The sequence below is a fragment of the Flavobacterium azizsancarii genome (assembly GCF_027980145.1).
In the GTDB taxonomy this organism is placed as follows: domain Bacteria; phylum Bacteroidota; class Bacteroidia; order Flavobacteriales; family Flavobacteriaceae; genus Flavobacterium; species Flavobacterium azizsancarii.
The window spans coordinates 96,686-113,499 of sequence record NZ_JAMZNK010000008.1; the positions used below are offsets into that span (position 1 = coordinate 96,686).

15 protein-coding genes and 1 pseudogene are annotated in these 16,814 nt (G+C 33.5%); 7 read left to right on the forward strand and 9 right to left on the reverse strand.

Features of this window, described 5'->3' with window-relative positions; all coding sequences use genetic code 11:
- Positions 1–11 precede the first annotated feature (11 nt).
- The 3 genes from NJT12_RS07310 to rny all read left to right on the forward strand — a co-directional run bounded on the left by NJT12_RS07310 (position 12) and on the right by rny (position 2,373).
- Complete coding sequence (locus NJT12_RS07310; RefSeq protein WP_271335228.1) at positions 12–302, forward strand: hypothetical protein; 291 nt, start codon at positions 12–14, stop codon at positions 300–302.
- 6 nt (positions 303–308) lie between these two features.
- Complete coding sequence (locus NJT12_RS07315) at positions 309–602, forward strand: cell division protein ZapA (RefSeq protein ID WP_056246511.1); 294 nt, start codon at positions 309–311, stop codon at positions 600–602.
- Positions 603–810: 208 nt separating this feature from the next.
- The gene (gene rny / locus NJT12_RS07320; RefSeq protein ID WP_271335229.1) at positions 811–2,373 is read left to right on the forward strand and encodes a ribonuclease Y; all 1,563 of its coding nucleotides are present in this window, start codon (positions 811–813) and stop codon (positions 2,371–2,373) included.
- 277 nt (positions 2,374–2,650) lie between these two features.
- Here rny and NJT12_RS07325 read toward each other — a convergent pair whose 3' ends face one another.
- The 5 genes and pseudogenes from NJT12_RS07325 to NJT12_RS07345 all read right to left on the reverse strand — a co-directional run bounded on the left by NJT12_RS07325 (position 2,651) and on the right by NJT12_RS07345 (position 7,216).
- Positions 2,651–4,171 (reverse strand): PAS domain-containing sensor histidine kinase, encoded by a 1,521-nt coding sequence (locus tag NJT12_RS07325; RefSeq protein WP_271335230.1) that lies wholly within the window; start codon positions 4,169–4,171, stop codon positions 2,651–2,653.
- A gap of 145 nt (positions 4,172–4,316) precedes the next feature.
- Complete coding sequence (gene xerD, locus NJT12_RS07330; RefSeq protein ID WP_271335283.1) at positions 4,317–5,213, reverse strand: site-specific tyrosine recombinase XerD; 897 nt, start codon at positions 5,211–5,213, stop codon at positions 4,317–4,319.
- Positions 5,214–5,293: 80 nt separating this feature from the next.
- Positions 5,294–5,881: pseudogene (locus tag NJT12_RS07335) on the reverse strand (porin family protein).
- A 185-nt stretch (positions 5,882–6,066) separates the two neighbouring features.
- The gene (locus NJT12_RS07340; protein WP_271335231.1) at positions 6,067–6,645 is read right to left on the reverse strand and encodes a porin family protein; all 579 of its coding nucleotides are present in this window, start codon (positions 6,643–6,645) and stop codon (positions 6,067–6,069) included.
- Between the two features lie 307 nt (positions 6,646–6,952).
- Positions 6,953–7,216 (reverse strand): hypothetical protein, encoded by a 264-nt coding sequence (locus NJT12_RS07345; RefSeq protein WP_271335232.1) that lies wholly within the window; start codon positions 7,214–7,216, stop codon positions 6,953–6,955.
- Positions 7,217–7,499: 283 nt separating this feature from the next.
- Between NJT12_RS07345 and NJT12_RS07350 the strand changes: the two genes are divergently transcribed.
- The 3 genes from NJT12_RS07350 (at position 7,500) to NJT12_RS07360 (ending at position 11,314) form a co-directional block, all read left to right on the forward strand.
- Complete coding sequence (locus NJT12_RS07350) at positions 7,500–8,066, forward strand: porin family protein (protein WP_271335233.1); 567 nt, start codon at positions 7,500–7,502, stop codon at positions 8,064–8,066.
- Between the two features lie 188 nt (positions 8,067–8,254).
- Entirely contained in the window at positions 8,255–8,668 is a 414-nt protein-coding gene (gene aroQ / locus NJT12_RS07355; protein ID WP_271335234.1) for a type II 3-dehydroquinate dehydratase, read from the forward strand.
- A 156-nt stretch (positions 8,669–8,824) separates the two neighbouring features.
- Positions 8,825–11,314, forward strand: a complete 2,490-nt coding sequence (locus NJT12_RS07360) for a DUF5686 and carboxypeptidase regulatory-like domain-containing protein (RefSeq protein WP_271335235.1) — start codon at positions 8,825–8,827, stop codon at positions 11,312–11,314.
- A gap of 428 nt (positions 11,315–11,742) precedes the next feature.
- Here the strand turns inward: NJT12_RS07360 and NJT12_RS07365 are convergent, their stop codons facing one another.
- The 4 genes from NJT12_RS07365 to NJT12_RS07380 form a co-directional block, all read right to left on the reverse strand.
- Positions 11,743–12,618 carry a cation diffusion facilitator family transporter gene (locus NJT12_RS07365; RefSeq protein ID WP_271335236.1) on the reverse strand — a complete coding sequence of 292 codons (876 nt, stop codon included), beginning with the start codon at positions 12,616–12,618 and terminating at the stop codon, positions 11,743–11,745.
- Positions 12,619–12,760: 142 nt separating this feature from the next.
- The gene (gene murA / locus NJT12_RS07370; RefSeq protein ID WP_271335237.1) at positions 12,761–14,074 is read right to left on the reverse strand and encodes a UDP-N-acetylglucosamine 1-carboxyvinyltransferase; all 1,314 of its coding nucleotides are present in this window, start codon (positions 14,072–14,074) and stop codon (positions 12,761–12,763) included.
- 191 nt (positions 14,075–14,265) lie between these two features.
- A complete protein-coding gene (locus NJT12_RS07375; protein WP_271335238.1) occupies positions 14,266–14,988 on the reverse strand; it encodes a DUF4290 domain-containing protein in 723 nt (240 codons plus the stop codon).
- Between the two features lie 3 nt (positions 14,989–14,991).
- A complete protein-coding gene (locus NJT12_RS07380; protein WP_271335239.1) occupies positions 14,992–15,288 on the reverse strand; it encodes a DUF493 family protein in 297 nt (98 codons plus the stop codon).
- 338 nt (positions 15,289–15,626) lie between these two features.
- On the opposite strand from NJT12_RS07380, the gene NJT12_RS07385 reads away from it, so the two are divergent.
- Positions 15,627–16,541, forward strand: coding sequence for a carboxylesterase family protein (locus tag NJT12_RS07385; protein ID WP_271335240.1), 915 nt, complete (start codon positions 15,627–15,629; stop codon positions 16,539–16,541).
- Positions 16,542–16,814: the final 273 nt, after the last annotated feature.

The following is a 16,814-nucleotide window of genomic DNA, read 5'->3' on the forward strand; positions in this document are numbered from 1 at the left end:
TAGGATTTACAATGAGTGTAATTGCAGAAATAATTGATACTCTTGAATATAAAGTTGAAAAGCTTTTTGAGAAATCAAAAGGCCTGGAGAAAAACAATCAGGTTTTACAATTAGAACTAACCAAAGCTGCGCAAATTATCCAGAAACAATCTGAAGAAATGGAGGCTTTGAAGAAGCAATATGAAACCCTTAAAATCGCTAATTCATTACTTGGCAGCGACAATAACAAGAGAGAGACAAAGCTTAAAATAAATTCATTAATTCGCGAAATCGATTACTGTATAGCGCAACTATCAGACTAGAAAGACATGGACGGAAAGCTTAGAATTAAAATATCAATTGCAGACAGAGTTTATCCATTAACGGTTGAACCAAGTCAGGAAGAGGGACTTAGAAGTGCTTCTAAAAAAATTGATGCTATGATCAAGCAATTCGAAGAAAGTTACGCGGTTCGTGACAAACAAGATGTTCTGGCTATGTGTGCCTTGCAATTTGCATCACAAGTAGAGCAAAAACAAATTGATAACGCAATCGATGGAGAAGAAACCATTGAAAGAATTAAAAGATTAAATTCGCTATTAGATCAATATCTCGAAAATTAAACGTTCTTTACAGAAACTAAGATACTGCCTACATTAGTTCACAATTGGTAAACTCAACACTAACAAATTAAAGTGAGTGAATCTTCGCTACTATAGTATGCCATGCTTCGGCAAGGAAACTTGAACAGTGAGTTAGCTCAAAACTTGTCTTTACGAGTTTATTCAAGCAATTAATGTAGGCTTTTTTTATATATAAATTTTAACAAACATGGACATAATAACGATCATTATTTCAGGTATTATAGGGATTGCAGCAGGTTTTGCAATCGCTAAAATTATCGAAAAGAGCAATATTTCTAATCTAATCAAGAACGCAAAAAAAGAGGCTTCTTCAATTTTAAAAGATGCTAATTTAGAAGCCGAGAACATTAAAAAAGATAAAATCCTTCAGGCGAAAGAAAAATTTATCGAATTAAAATCTGAGCACGAGCAAGTTATTTTATCAAGAGATAAAAAAGTAGCAGAAGTGGAGAAAAGAGTTCGCGATAAGGAATCTCAAATCTCAAATGAATTATCGAAAGCTAAAAAAGTAAACGATGATTTTGAAGCTAAAACAGCAGAATACAACAACAAAATCGAGGTTTTAGACAAAAAACAAACTGAAGTTGACAAATTACATAAAAGTCAATTACAACAACTTGAAGTAATCTCAGGACTTTCTGCCGAAGAAGCAAAAGAACAATTAGTAGAAGGCTTAAAAGCCGAAGCTAAAAGTAAAGCAATGTCTCATATTCAGGATACGATTGAAGAGGCTAAACTTACTGCACAACAAGAAGCTAAGAAAATCATCATTAATACAATCCAGAGAGTTGGAACTGAAGAAGCAGTTGAAAATTGCGTTTCAGTATTCAACATTGAATCTGATGATGTAAAAGGTAGAATTATTGGTCGTGAAGGTCGTAATATTAGAGCTCTTGAAGCTGCAACAGGAGTAGAAATCATTGTTGATGATACACCGGAAGCTATTATTCTTTCTTGTTTTGATCCGGTTCGTAGAGAAATTGCCCGTTTGGCATTGCACAAACTGGTAACTGACGGACGTATTCACCCGGCAAGAATTGAAGAGGTTGTTGCTAAAACTGCCAAACAAATTGATGACGAAATTATCGAAGTTGGTAAACGTACTGTTATTGACTTAGGTATTCACGGTTTACACCCTGAATTGATTAAAGTTGTTGGTAGAATGAAATACCGTTCATCTTACGGACAAAACTTATTGCAACACTCCAGAGAAGTTTCTAAACTTTGTGGTATCATGGCTGCCGAACTTGGCTTAAACGTAAAACTGGCTAAAAGAGCAGGTTTACTTCATGATATTGGTAAAGTTCCGGATACTGAAAGTGATTTACCTCACGCATTATTAGGAATGCAATGGGCAGAGAAATACGGTGAAAAAGAAGAAGTTTGCAATGCCATTGGAGCTCACCACGACGAGATCGAGATGAAATCATTACTTTCTCCTATCGTTCAGGTTTGTGATGCTATTTCAGGTGCAAGACCAGGCGCAAGACGTCAGGTTCTGGATTCATACATTCAACGTTTGAAAGATCTTGAAGAAGTAGCTTACGGATTTAGCGGTGTAAAAAATGCATACGCAATTCAGGCAGGTAGAGAACTTCGTGTAATTGTAGAAAGTGAAAAAGTTTCTGATGATAATGCAGCAAACTTATCTTTTGAAATTTCACAAAAAATTCAAACTGAAATGACTTACCCGGGTCAGGTTAAAGTAACAGTAATTAGAGAAACAAGAGCTGTTAATATCGCTAAGTAATCTCAACATTATATAAAAACAACAAAGGCTATCCTAACCGGATAGCCTTTATTGTTTTGCACCAAAGGCAACGTTGCCTATATTTTATAAATAAAAAACCTGTGGAGAGAAAAAAAATTACCACAGGGATTGCAATTTTTTTTAAATATGCTACGTTAAAACCACGAAGCTTTGCGAACTTAGATTGCGTAAACACAACTTAAATCTTAGGTAACTCTGCGAAAAACCTTTGTGCTTTCTTCGTTAAAACCAGTATTTCTATGTCTTTAAATAAATTTTAAAGATCATTAAAGACAATTTTAAAACTCGTCCCTACTCCAACCTCGCTTTCTACAGAAATACTTCCTTTCATGGCCTCAATTTGGTTTCGGGTAATATACAAACCAATTCCCCGGGCCTCCTGATGTTTATGAAACGTTTTATACATTCCGAATAACAACTCTCCGTAAACACTCAAATCTATTCCCAAACCATTATCTGTAATTTTTAATGATTTATAACCTTCCGGCTCAATGGCAAAATCAAAAACAATAACCGGATCACGATCAGGATGTGCGTATTTTATGGCATTCGTCGCAAAATTCAACAGCACACTTTCCATATACGCCGGATTAAAATTTACAGTCAAATACTTCGGCACATTATTTATAATCGTTACATTCTTCTGTTTGTCAAATCCTTTTATTGTAGAGATTGTTTTATCGATATAATCAGAGAGCTTTAACGGAGTAACCGCTATATTAATATTACTCTGCGTTTTTACAATCTGCGTTAGATTAGCTATTGTATCATTCAAATCATTAGAAACTGTTCGTAAATGCTCCAACATTTCGCTAACAGTTTGTTTATCTACATCTGCATCAATAAAATCTAAAATAGACTTTATATTCCCTGCCTGAGTATTTAGATTATGCGAAACGATATGCGAAAAATTAACCAGTCGGCTATTTTGATCACTATATAATTTCATCGTTTTTAAAAGCTCTAATTCTTTTTCCTTTTGCAAAGAAATATCGGTATGTGTACCTATTACCCGTAATGGTTTACCATTTTCGTCTCTTTTAATCACTTTTCCGCGATCCAGAATCCATTTATAATTACCACTGGAAGTCATTACACGATGATAATTTTCGTAGTACGGAATCTTATTGTCAAAATGTTCCTGAATATCTGAGTAATATTTTGGCAAATCATCAGGATGAACAATCTTGTCCCAGCGTTCAGGATCATCAAAAATATCTGCTGATTCTAATTCTAAAATTTTTAATGATAATGAAGAGTAAAAAACAGTATTGGTAACCATGTCCCAATCCCAAATTCCTGCTGTCCCGGCTTCAAGAGCAAACTGAAAACGTTCTTCGGATATACGAAGTTTTTCTTCTTTTTCCTTTAGCTCCGTAATATCAGAAACGTGTCCATAAAAACTAACACAACCATCGTGAGCCAATTCAGTTTTAGACGAAATTTTAAACCAGCGCAATCCTTTCTTAGGCAAAACTGCCCTAAATTCAATATCCCATGGCTTTACTTCTTTTCTTGCTTTTACAAGGGACTGGAAAAAGAAATCGCGATCCTGAGGAAAAATCCTGTCATAAATAATTAGCTTGGGATTATTTGAAAACATATCAGCTGCAAGCTCAAAGATTTCGTCAGCCGATTTACCGACTAAAGGAAAAGTATAATTGTTATCACAATCAATAACAAACTGAAAAAGTAAATCAGGCATTTCTGCAAACAACTTTTTATAAAAATTATTTACTTCTAAGCAATCCTCATTTCCATATAAATCAAAAACCATATATCACTTATTTAGTAGATTCAATTATTTCGAATAATATCTCAACGAAAAAGAACCACTTTATGCCTCTCCTATTTAAAGATTAACACAAAACCTTACACAATATATTAAATTTTCACTTAAAAAGGCAGGTCTTCACATAAAATTATTTTCTGGGATGATAAGAATGCATTACTTCTTTTAAAAAACTTCTGTCTAAATGAACATAAATTTCAGTAGTTGTAATCGATTCATGCCCTAACATTAACTGAATTGATCTTAAATCAGCGCCATTTTCGAGTAAGTGCGTTGCAAAAGAATGTCGCAACGTATGCGGACTTATATTTTTATTTAGATTAATCTTCACAGCCAGGTCTTTTATAATCGTAAAAATCATAGCCCGTGTGAGCTGACTTCCTCTTCGGTTTAAGAATAAAGTATCTTCAAAACCTTTCTTTATCGTTAGGGTTCCCCGAATATTTTTTTGATAAATCTGCATGTATTTTTGGGTATATTTTCCTATTGGTACAAAACGTTCTTTGTTTCCTTTTCCCGTAATTTTAATAAACCCTTCGTCAAAAAACAAATCGGAAATCTTTAGCGAAACCAACTCCGAAACCCGAAGTCCGCAACCGTATAATGTTTCTATAATAGCACGATTTCGTTCGCCTTCGTTTGTACTTAAATCAATAGCTGCAATAAGCGAATCTATTTCCTGAACAGATAAAGTATCGGGGAGTTTACGTCCTGTTTTTGGAGTTTCGATTAATTCTAATGGATTATCATTTCTATAATCTTCGAAAACAAGATAGCCAAAAAAACTTTTTAAACCTGAAATAATACGGGCTTGCGAACGTGGATTCACTTCTTTTGCAACAGCATATATAAATTGTTGAACGGTTTCATCTGAAATTTTCAAGGGAGAAACCTCTATTTGATTCGTTTCTAAAAAAAAACATAATCGTTCGATATCAAAGCCATAGTTCTCGATTGTATTTTTCGACAATCCTCTTTCGATTCGCAAATACGACTGATAATCTTTAATATAGCTGTTCCAATTCATACTTACAAAGTAAAACATTTTTAGGCATAAAAAAACCTTCCGTATTAGAGAAGGTTTTATAAAGTATGTTGCTGTAAATATTAAATTTTATATGCTAATGACAATGCAAAATTGCTATTTTTAAAGCTTGCATTATAAACAAATGGATAATCCTGAATGTCATCAGGAACATCTGCTATATCTGACAATCCTATTGTATAACGTACGCCCAGAGCAAAATTTTCCGTAAAGTCGTACCCGATTCCCAAATTAAGGCCATAATCTGTTGATTTAAACAAATCCTTAATATCTTCCCCTCTACTTTTGGCTGACAACAAAAACCCAATCTGTGGTCCAGCCTCAACACTAAAAGCATCTGTAATATAATATTTAGCCAAAACCGGAATATTTAAATAATTCACTTTGACATTTGCATTCGAATTACCACCTTAACCTTCGACAGTAGTACCCTGAGTCGAGAACAAAAATTCAGGCTGAATCGCAATTTTTTTCGCCACTTTAATTTCAGCGAATCCTCCAACATGAAAACCAGCTAAAGATTTAACATCTTCCTGATAACCTGTAAAATTCGAGATATTCAGTCCGCCTTTTACTCCAAATCTAGTAGATTGGGCACTTGCAAATCCAAATAACATACATGCCATAATTGGTAAAATAATTCTTTTCATTTCATAGATTTTAAATTAAAGAAAAAGAAACACAACAATAATGACAGAATATTCTTATACAAATATAGAAATTTATTTTTGATACAATTCATTTAGACGATTGTTTTTCAACAACTTAAAAATAACAAAATAAAAAAAACCTTCCTGATTAGGGAAGGTTTTGAAAATTTATTTTCTAGAAGTAATTAGAATTTATAAGCTAAAGATAAAGCAAGGTTACTATTTTTAGCACTATCATAATAATCTTCTGTATTATCAATTTCGTTATCTGTAATAGGAGACAATCCTATAGTATAACGAAGACCTACAGAAAGATTATCTGTAAAATTATATCCTGCACCAATATTAAACCCAAAATCTACAGACCTTGTATAGTCTTTAAAATCGCTACCATTTGCTTTTGCAGATAACAAAATACCTAATTGTGGACCAGCTTCAACGCTAAATTTATCCACGATATAATATTTAGCTAAAACCGGAATATTCAAATAATTTAATTTAAGATCTGCATCAGTCCCTAAAGGACCATCAACCTTAGTTCCTTGAGTTGAATACAAAAGCTCTGGCTGGATAAAGAATTTGTCAAAAATTTTGATTTCAGCAAAACCTCCAACGTGAAAACCGACTAACGATTTAGTATCTTCAACATCTCCTCCAACTAAAGTTGAAATATTAAGACCTCCTTTTATTCCAAATCTTGTTTGCTGTGCATTAGTAAATCCAAATGCCATTACCGCTATAGCAGCTAAAATAATTTTCTTCATAATATTTGTTTTGGTTAAATTAATAATCAAATATAAAAATTTACTTCATAAAAAATAATTTTTATTTTAACAAATAAATTGGTAATTAGAAACTTAATCCTGTTAAAAAATTAATTAACGAATCACAATTTGTTACACATTAGGCATACTAAATTAAAAAAGCCTTCTCACATGTGGAGGGCACTGAAAAAGTAACCGTTTATCAAAAGAGGTTGTTTTCAAATATGACAACGGCTTCTTTTTCTCTGATATTCTCGGATAGGTGACGGAGAACACTTTAATACAGACGATTTTCAGAGCCTCTATTTTACTTATAATCTTCTCCATTATCACCATAACCTAATCCTACTTTTACAGCTAAATTATCCATTACAAAATAACCACCCTCAGCACCAACATTCCAAGAAGTAGTACCATCTTCTGAACGCAATGCAAAGCCTGTGTTACCAGTTCCCGTTGCTCCAAAAGAAGTATTACCTTCAATAAGATACTTTCCTTTTTTAGTTTGCTCTTGTGCACTTGCAAAACCAATTGTCATTACTGCAATAGCAGCTAAAATATTTTTTATCATGTTTGTGTTTTTATTTATTACCTAACAAAACTAATCTTATACTTGTTAAAACAAGTACATAATAAAAACAAAAAGCATTAAAATAAGACAGAATTTAATTACAAACAAAAAGCTGAATTTCAACAGATTAGCCAATGAAGTAAAAAACGAAGGTTAATAAAAAACATAAATACGTGAGATTTTTGTTAATTATTTAAAGCTATATATAAAACAATAAAATTAAAATAATGTAGTTTTGACTAATAGATAACATTAAAAAAATACCAAATTTAAAAACACTTTTATGAAAAAAATAATTTTAGCGGCTGTTCTGTTCATCGCAACATCAGCTACAATTCAGGCACAATTACTAAAAATTGGGGTAAAAGCAGGGGTTAACTTTGCTAGCCAAACTGGAGACGCATTTCCAAGTCAGAATATTGACAAAGAAGGAATAACAAACTTTCATGCAGGTTTAGTTGCTGAAATTAAATTATTAGAAAAATTCTCTATTCAACCTGAACTTTTATACTCTACTCAAGGAGCATCTTATAAATTTAAAGATGTGAACCAAGAAGTAAAAAATGACTTGGGATATATATCTATTCCGGTAATGGCTAAAATTTATTTAAGTAAATCATTTAGCTTAGAGGTGGGACCACAAGCTCAATTTTTAGTAAGCGACAAAGATAATGTTAACCTTGGAGACACTAAAACATTCGATTTCGGACTTAATGCTGGTTTAGGTCTAAAACTTACAGAAAGTATTTTTGTGCAAGCTCGTTATGGAATCGGACTTACAGAAGCATCAAAAGATGCAAATGTAAGAAACTCTGTTATACAACTTTCAGCTGGAATAATGTTGTTCTAAAAAAATTTATCACATACTTTTAAGAAAACCGTTCTATTAATTAGAACGGTTTTTTTATTTTTACCAAGTTCTATGACAATTTCAAAAACAATTTCAACCAATAAAATTAATTTAGCTTAATTGAACTTCTATTTCTTATATGGTTTAAAAAACTAAATGTTTTAAATCGCACAAAATATCTTTAAAATATGAAAATCGCTATAATCAACGGCCCCAATTTGAATCTATTAGGAAAAAGAGAACCGGAAGTTTACGGAAGCCAAACTTTTGAAGATTATTTTGAAACGCTGCAAACTAAATTCCCTAACATAGAACTTTCTTACTACCAAAGTAATATAGAAGGTGAGTTGATTGGAAAAATTCAGGAACATGGTTTTACATATGACGGAATTATTTTGAATGCCGGTGCTTATACTCATACTTCAATAGGTTTAGGCGATGCTATAAAAGCGGTTACAACTCCTGTTATCGAAGTACACATTTCGAATACTTATGCCCGCGAAAGTTTCAGACATCAATCGTATTTGTCCGGAAACGCGAAAGGTGTAATTTTAGGCTTTGGATTAAAAAGCTACGAATTGGCCATTCAGTCATTCCTGTAAATACTTATAACTTTCTAACCGAATGTCACCCTGAGAGAAGTCGAAGACTATTGAAAATGAGAGAGCTTTCAGTCCGCTCAGCCTGACAAACAATTTAACAAATAATTAATAGGCTCGTTTTTAACTTATTCTATTTTTGTGAGAGAAACCACTTTCATGAAAAACTATACTTTACTAGCCTTTTTATTTTTTTCGATCTCCAATTTTGCTCAAATAAAGGGAACTATCACTGACGAAAAGTGTAATCCGCTGCCTTTTGTTTCTGTCTTTGAAGAAAACACTTATAGCGGAACTACTTCTAACGAACAGGGAAAATATCAACTTAACGTAAAAGAACCGGGCAAGAACAAGATTACTTTTCAGTATTTAGGCTTCAAAACACAAAAAATCTCAGTTTCTCCTGATTCGAAAACTTTTACGTTGGATGTAAAAATGCATGAAGAAAGTTTTGCATTAAACGAAGTCGTAATTGATCCCAAAAATAATCCGGCAATTGCAATCATAAAAAATGCTATTGCGAACAAAAAAGACAATTCAGATAAAACAGCACGATACACGGCTGATTTTTATTCTAAAGGAATGTTTAAAGTCAAAGATTTACCTAAAAAAATTCTTGGCAAAAAAGTAGATCTTGGAGTTGACATGGCATCAAATCTGGACTCTACGGGATCGGGGATTTTATACTTATCTGAAACCATATCTAAAATTATTTTCGAAAAACCGGACAAATTAAAAGAGAAAATCATTGCTTCTAAAATATCCGGAAACAACAAGGGTTATAGTTACAATACCGCTTCATTATCGACTTACGATTTTTATGACAATACGCTGGACTTTGACGTTAAGCTGATCTCCCCTATTGCAGATAATGCTTTCAGCTATTACAAATACAAACTTGAGGGGAGTTTTTATGACGATAATAATCAACAGATTTACAAAATCAAAGTAATTCCTAAACGTGATAAGGAACCTGTTTTTGAAGGTTACATTTATATAGTCGATGATAGTTTTGCCATTTATGCCATAGATTTAGTCATAAAAGGATACCGCATGAAAAATGAATTCACTGAAGTAATGAACTTAAAACAAAGCTTTAGTTATAATCCAAAAAACAAAATTTGGACAAAAAATGCGCAAACCCTGGATTTTAGTGCAGGTATTTTTGGTGTAAAATTCTCGGGGAAATTCAATTATGTATATTCAAACTATGAGTTCCCTGCTTCGTTTGAAAAAAAGACTTTTGGAAATGAAGTTGTTGCGTTCGAACTTAATGCGAATAAAAAAGACGATGCTTTTTGGAATCAAATCAGACCCATTCCGTTAACGATTGAAGAAAGTACGGATTACACAAAAAAAGACAGTCTTCAAACAATTAGAAAATCCCAAAAATATACTGATTCGCTTGATGCAAAAAACAACAAGTTTAAGGTTTTGGATATATTAATGGGCTATGATTACAAGAATACTTTCAAGAAGCATTCTTTTGAATACAAAGGTTTATTGAATATCACATCATTGAGTTTTAATACTGTTCAGGGGTTTAATTTAGATTCTGGTTTTTCTTTTAAAAAGTGGAATGAAGAACAAGGAAAAAGCACTTCGATCAGTACTACTTTTAATTACGGTTTTTCAGACGAACGTTTTAGGGCGGTTGGAGAATTCAATCATAAATTTAATAATATCAATTATGCTACTATTGGAGTTTCAGGAGGAACAAAAACAGCGCAATTCAATAGTTTCGAACCTATCAGCAAGCTTATCAATTCTATAAGTTCTTTATTTTTTAAGGACAATTACATGAAGCTGTATAATCTCGAATTTGCCCAGATCAATTACTCGCAAAACATTCTGAATGGCGTTAATATCGTTGGAAAAGTAGCATACGAACAACGAAAAACCCTTTTTAATACAACAGATTACTCTTTCTTTAAAAGAGACGATGTCTATTCTTCTAATAATCCGTTAGCGCCAAATGATTTTACAACGCCGGCATTTGATCCTCATCATTTATTTAAAGCCGCTCTAAGTACCAGAATCAACTTTGGCAATAAATACATTTCAAGACCTGATGGAAGATATAATATTAAGGACGAAAAATATCCGACAGTATTTTTAGCTTTTGAAAAAGCATTTGCGGCAAGCGAGAAAAAGTACGAATTTGAACGAATTGGAGCTTCTGTTCTTTACGATTTATCGTTAGGAAACAAAGGAATTCTTGGCATGAATTTAAGAGCGGGAAAATTCTTTAATGCCGAAAATATTTCTTTTATCGACTACAGACATTTTAACGGAAATCAAACTCATATTGGCACAAGTGAGCGCTACCTAAACGTTTTTAACCTAATGCCTTATTACGCCAATAGTACAAATGACAGTTATTTTGAAATGCATCTGGAACATAATGATACGGGATTTATCATGAACAAGATTCCTTTGCTGAATCTTTTAAAATCAACGATGAATCTTGGATTTCACTCCCTGGCAATTCCGGACAGGAAACCTTATACTGAATTTACTGTTGGTTTAGACAATTTAGGCTTTGGAAAATTCAAGATATTCAGATTGGATTATGTTCATTCTTATCAAGGCGGAATTCAGCAAAATGGTGTTGTTTTTGGCTTGAAGATTCTAAATGTATTGAATTAGGCTTCTATCTAAATAAGCACAATCTTGTCATTTCGACGAAGTAGAAATCACATCACGATTTTCACGTCTTGTACATAATCACAAAGGAATCAATTATGATTTTTCTTCAAAATTTTATTATTGGAGTCGAATTTCTTTATGTGACTTCTACTTCGTCGAAGTGACAAAAAAACCGCAAATGTTATCATTATCCCGGATCGCGTTAGAGGGAGAAGCGATATCCTTTTGCTTTTTTCTTTAAAAAGTAAAAGATATGGCGGATAGCCCGTTCGCCACGGCGAAAACGACTATAAAAAAATCCGCTTACTCTCTGAAAGAATAAGCGGATTTGAGATTTTATCTTTGACAAGTTTTGAACTTTGACAGCGGTTCATAACATATTACAAGCCTTTGCAACTACTTTGAAACCTTGTCACTTTGAAGCTCTCCTAGTGATAATCATCCGGTTCAATATGTATTAAGACATTCCCCAATTGAGGTATTTTTTCTTTTAAAGTATCTTGTAGTTTGTGTGACAAATCATGTCCTTCTTTTACCGAAATTTTGGCTGATACAATAGCATGGAGATCGACATGATATTTCATTCCGGCTTTACGGATAAAACATTTTTCAGTTCCCAGAATACCAATAACGGTTAGAGATTTTATTCGAATCTCTTCAACTAAGTCATCGTTTAAATTTTCGTCCATAATTTCGCCAAGTGCCGGCCTGAAAATCTTATAGCTGTTATATAAGATAAAAAAAGCAGCAAAAAGTGCCGCCCAGTCATCTGCTGATTCATACCCTTTTCCCATAATAAGTGCAATCGAAATCCCGACAAATGCCGCTACAGAAGTAATGGCATCACTTCGATGGTGCCATGCATCAGCTGCCAATGATGAACTATTGGTTTGCTTACTGCGTTTCATCACTAAACGAAACGAATATTCTTTCCAGACAATAATAGCTCCCAAAACATATAAGGTCCAGGATTTTGGCAAATCATGCGGATTTTGAATATTGGCAATACTTTCGTAACCAATAATGGTCGCAGAAGTAATTAAAAAACCAACTACCAAAAAGGTAATCAGTGGTTCTGCACGACCGTGACCGTAAGGATGGTTTTCATCTGCGGGTTTGTTTGAATATTTTATTCCGAACAAAACCAGACAAGACGAAAATATATCTGTAGTCGATTCGATTGCATCTGCAATCAAGGCATAGGAATTGCCAAAAAAACCTGCCAAACCTTTTATAACGGCCAAACAGGTGTTTCCAACTATACTAAATATAGTAGCTTTTATAGCTTTTTGTTCATTTGTCATGTGAGACTTTTAACGGATTTTAAAATCAAGTTTTAAGATATAAAAACCATTAAGATATTAAGTTTCATTAAGATATTGCAATCTTAATTTTCCTTAACCTCCTAATGGTTTATTTTGAATATTTATTTGACTAAATATTTATTTATGCTCTTATAATTTTTGCTCCAATCGCTCTCAAACGCTCGTCGATACGCTCATATCCACGATCGATTTGTTCAATATTCTGAATTGTACTTGTTCCTTTTGCAGATAATGCAGCAATTAATAATGAAATCCCCGCACGAATATCAGGAGATGACATTGTTGTAGCTTTTAATTGAGATTCAAAATTATGTCCCATAACAACTGCTCTGTGCGGATCACATAACATAATTTTAGCTCCCATGTCAATTAATTTATCTACGAAGAACAAACGGCTTTCAAACATTTTTTGGTGAATCAAAACATCTCCTTTCGCTTGTGTTGCCACAACCAAAACAATGCTCAATAAGTCAGGTGTAAATCCTGGCCATGGCGCATCTGCAATTGTCAGAATAGAACCATCAATATCTGTTTTTACTTCATACCCATCAACGTGAGCAGGGATATAAATATCGTCTCCGCGTTTTTCGATTGTAATACCTAATTTTCTAAAAGTATTCGGGATCAAACCTAAGTTTCCCCAGCTTACATTTTTGATCGTGATTTCGCTTTTTGTCATAGCCGCAAGACCAATCCAAGAACCAATTTCAATCATATCCGGTAAAATTCTATGCTCGCATCCGCCAAGGCTTTTAACACCTTCGATGGTCAATAAGTTAGATCCAACTCCTGTGATCTTAGCTCCCATTGAGTTTAACATTTTGCATAATTGTTGCAAATAAGGTTCACAGGCAGCATTATAAACTGTCGTTTTTCCATTTGCTAAAACAGCAGCCATTACGATATTTGCTGTTCCGGTAACTGATGCTTCGTCAAGCAGCATATCTGTTCCTTGTAATCCTTCTTCCGGAGATTCAACTCCGTAAAAGTGATCTTCTCTATTGTATCTGAATTTCGCTCCAAGGTTAATAAAACCTTCAAAGTGTGTATCTAATCTGCGACGTCCAATTTTATCTCCTCCCGGTTTTGGAATATATCCTTTTCCGAAACGTGCTAATAGTGGTCCAACAATCATAATAGAACCACGTAATGCTCCACCTTCTTTTTTGAAAGCTTCGGTTTCTAAATATCCAACATTAACCTCATCGGCCTGAAACGTAATCGAACCCGGTTCATTTCGTTGAATTTTCACTCCTAAATTACCCAACAATGTGATTAATTTATTAATGTCAATAATATCGGGAATATTATTAATTTTTACTTTATCCCCCGTTAGAAGCACGGCACATAAAATTTGTAATGCCTCATTCTTTGCTCCTTGCGGAGTAATTTCTCCCTTTAAAGGAGTTCCTCCTTCGATTTTAAAAATTCCCATATTTCTTTTTTAGGTTCTGAGTTACTGAGGTTCTAAGGTTCTAAGTTTTTTTTGAGGTACTTAGTAGATTAGCTGCTAGCAACTTTTTATTTCTGATTGTTTTTTTTAAGGTTTTGAGTTACTAAGGTTCTGAGTTACTAAGTTTAAGAAAGACCCAGCAACTTAACATCTTAGACAACTAGCAACTTTTTCTACTTTTGATTGTTGTTTTTCTGAAAAGGTTTTGGTTTTCCGCCTTTAATATTGTTTTTATTACTTTGGATTTTTGGAGGTCCGGCTGGCGTAATTTTATTAGACATGCGTTTGTTGGTACGCAATAAATCTGTTGTATTCAAAAGCTCTTCTGTGCTTTGTAATAAATTAATTTTACCTCCTGACAATTCATATAAATGCTCAAAAATCACATCATCTTTTACTGTGTCTTTGTTCCAGCTTAAATATGATTTTTTCATATGATTGGCAATTACCAATATCAATGCATTTTTCATTTCACCATCTTCCCATCTATTAGCAACATCAATCATGTATTTGATATTGTTACCATAAAATCTGTATTTAGGAAAATTTTGCGGATACTGTAAAACATCCGGTTTTAGCTGCAATACATCTCTCGACGGAATTGGATATGGCGATTCTACATTTAATTTAAAATCAGACATAATAAATAGCTGATCCCATAATTTATGTTGAAAATCCGGTACATCACGCAAATGAGGATTCAGACTTCCCATAACCTGAATAATGTATTTCGCAGCTTTGTTGCGCATTTCATCATCTTCAATAATAGTTGCCTGATCAATCAGTTTTTGCAAATGACGACCATATTCCGGAATAAGTAAACGCTGTCTTTCAGAATTATATTCTAAATTGAAAACAACGTCATTCGCTACTTCTTTTTTATATTTTTCGACCATAACTTATAATGAAACTATACCTTCTATTGTAGAAACTTCAATGTATTTGCTAATCACATGATCAGCACTATGCATTGTAACATCTATAGAAACACTGGTAAATTTACCTGTTTTAGATTTTGTTGTTTTAATTACCGCGCCCATACTGTCAAAAGCTTTTTCAACTCGCTCCACATTATCGTCTACCGAAGGCATTATAAATTTATACAAATATTCTGCAGGCCAAGTATTTGAGTTATCTAACTCAACCTTTAATCTTTCGTAAAATTCGGCGGTGTTTTTTTCTTTATCGTTCTCCATTTGCACTTTAAAATAGAAAGCAAATATACGTTTTTGATTTCAGATTTCAGATTTTCGGTTTTAGATTTTTTTCATTGAAGAAAGCATCGATTCTTTGCCACGAATTTCACTAATTTACACGAATTATATTGTGGTAAATGTATCCTCTGCTTTCACTCTTTTTTGATTAATCCTAAAGTTAAAATCCGTAAAAATTCGTAAAACTGGCGGCAAACTTTTATATTTGAGAAACTTTGCTTCTAAATTTGCAACAAAGTCACGAAGGCGCAAAGCTTAAACAGTCATAAGTTAAAAAACTTTGTTCCTTCGCTACTTTGCGATTCAAAAAAAACATTACAATGAAAAAAATTCTCTTATTTTTTATCGCACTTACAATCAATAACATTCACGGACAGGAAATCAAAACGATGACTTATTTTCAGAATGACACCATCAAACTGGATCTGGATTTATACTTACCTCAAAAGAAAACAAACGAAAAACTTCCGTTAATTATTTTTGCATTCGGCGGAGGATTTTCTGGCGGAGAACGTACGAGCGAAAAAGAATTTGGAATGTTCATGGCAAAAAATGGCTATGCGGTTGCGAGTATTTCGTACAGCTTATATATGAAAGGAAAAGATTTTGGTTGTAAAGGAACGTTGACCGAAAAGATAAAAGCAATCCAGATTGGCGTGAGCGATATGTGGCAGGCAACTTCGTTTTTGATCGAAAATGCCAATAAATACAATATTGATACTTCTAAAATATTCATCTCAGGAATTAGTGCGGGAGCCGAAATTGGTTTTCATGCTTCGTTCTGGGATTATAAACTCATGAATTTATACAAAAACAATCTTCCGGAAAACTTCAAGTACAAAGGTTTTATTGGAGGATCAGGCGCCATTCAGGATATTAATTTAATTACAAAAGAAAAAGCGATTCCAATGTTGTTGGCACACGGAAATAACGATGATACCGTTCCGTATAGTGCTGGTTCGCATCGCTCCTGCCCTACAAATGCATCGGGCTGGATGATTCTTTTTGGATCTTATGCGGTTTACAATCATATGAATGATCTACACAAAGACATTGAACTAATCACTTTTTGCGGCGGCGGACATGAATTATCAGGTTATCTTTTCCACCAAGGTCAACAATATGTTCTGGATTTTGTAAATGATGTGTTGAAAGGAAAGAAATTTGAGTCCCATATTATTATTCCTTCGCAAAAGAAAGGTGTGGGTTCTGAGAAATATTTGTTTTGCGAATAGGCCTTACAGGACATTTTCGCCAACCCATCTTTGTTTTTCTACCGACCAATATAAACTGGACTAAAGTCCAGCCCTACAATATTTGCCGAGTCTACGACTTTTTTTTTATTTAGTTCCGGAGGAACGATCTATTTTACAGAGCTGGACTTTAGTCCAGTTGCGATAACATTTGCATAGGATTATTTTCATTTTTGAACTGTTTTGTTTCAACGTTCCGAAGCATGAAGAAAAAACCTCTCGTTTTTTTCTTTAAAAAGCAAAAGATTGCAACGA

Excerpts from the sequence above, each read along its gene's own strand:
- NJT12_RS07375 (WP_271335238.1), bottom strand. The coding sequence starts at position 14,988 with ATGGTCGAAAAATATAAAAAAGAAGTAGCGAATGACGTTGTTTTCAAT.
- NJT12_RS07315 (WP_056246511.1), top strand. The coding sequence starts at position 309 with ATGGACGGAAAGCTTAGAATTAAAATATCAATTGCAGACAGAGTTTAT.
- NJT12_RS07380 (WP_271335239.1), bottom strand. The coding sequence starts at position 15,288 with ATGGAGAACGATAAAGAAAAAAACACCGCCGAATTTTACGAAAGATTA.
- NJT12_RS07345 (WP_271335232.1), bottom strand. The coding sequence starts at position 7,216 with ATGATAAAAAATATTTTAGCTGCTATTGCAGTAATGACAATTGGTTTT.
- NJT12_RS07340 (WP_271335231.1), bottom strand. The coding sequence starts at position 6,645 with ATGAAGAAAATTATTTTAGCTGCTATAGCGGTAATGGCATTTGGATTT.
- NJT12_RS07310 (WP_271335228.1), top strand. The coding sequence starts at position 12 with ATGAGTGTAATTGCAGAAATAATTGATACTCTTGAATATAAAGTTGAA.
- NJT12_RS07365 (WP_271335236.1), bottom strand. The coding sequence starts at position 12,618 with ATGACAAATGAACAAAAAGCTATAAAAGCTACTATATTTAGTATAGTT.
- aroQ (WP_271335234.1), top strand. The coding sequence starts at position 8,255 with ATGAAAATCGCTATAATCAACGGCCCCAATTTGAATCTATTAGGAAAA.
- NJT12_RS07350 (WP_271335233.1), top strand. The coding sequence starts at position 7,500 with ATGAAAAAAATAATTTTAGCGGCTGTTCTGTTCATCGCAACATCAGCT.
- xerD (WP_271335283.1), bottom strand. The coding sequence starts at position 5,213 with ATGAATTGGAACAGCTATATTAAAGATTATCAGTCGTATTTGCGAATC.
- NJT12_RS07360 (WP_271335235.1), top strand. The coding sequence starts at position 8,825 with ATGAAAAACTATACTTTACTAGCCTTTTTATTTTTTTCGATCTCCAAT.
- NJT12_RS07385 (WP_271335240.1), top strand. The coding sequence starts at position 15,627 with ATGAAAAAAATTCTCTTATTTTTTATCGCACTTACAATCAATAACATT.
- murA (WP_271335237.1), bottom strand. The coding sequence starts at position 14,074 with ATGGGAATTTTTAAAATCGAAGGAGGAACTCCTTTAAAGGGAGAAATT.
- rny (WP_271335229.1), top strand. The coding sequence starts at position 811 with ATGGACATAATAACGATCATTATTTCAGGTATTATAGGGATTGCAGCA.
- NJT12_RS07325 (WP_271335230.1), bottom strand. The coding sequence starts at position 4,171 with ATGGTTTTTGATTTATATGGAAATGAGGATTGCTTAGAAGTAAATAAT.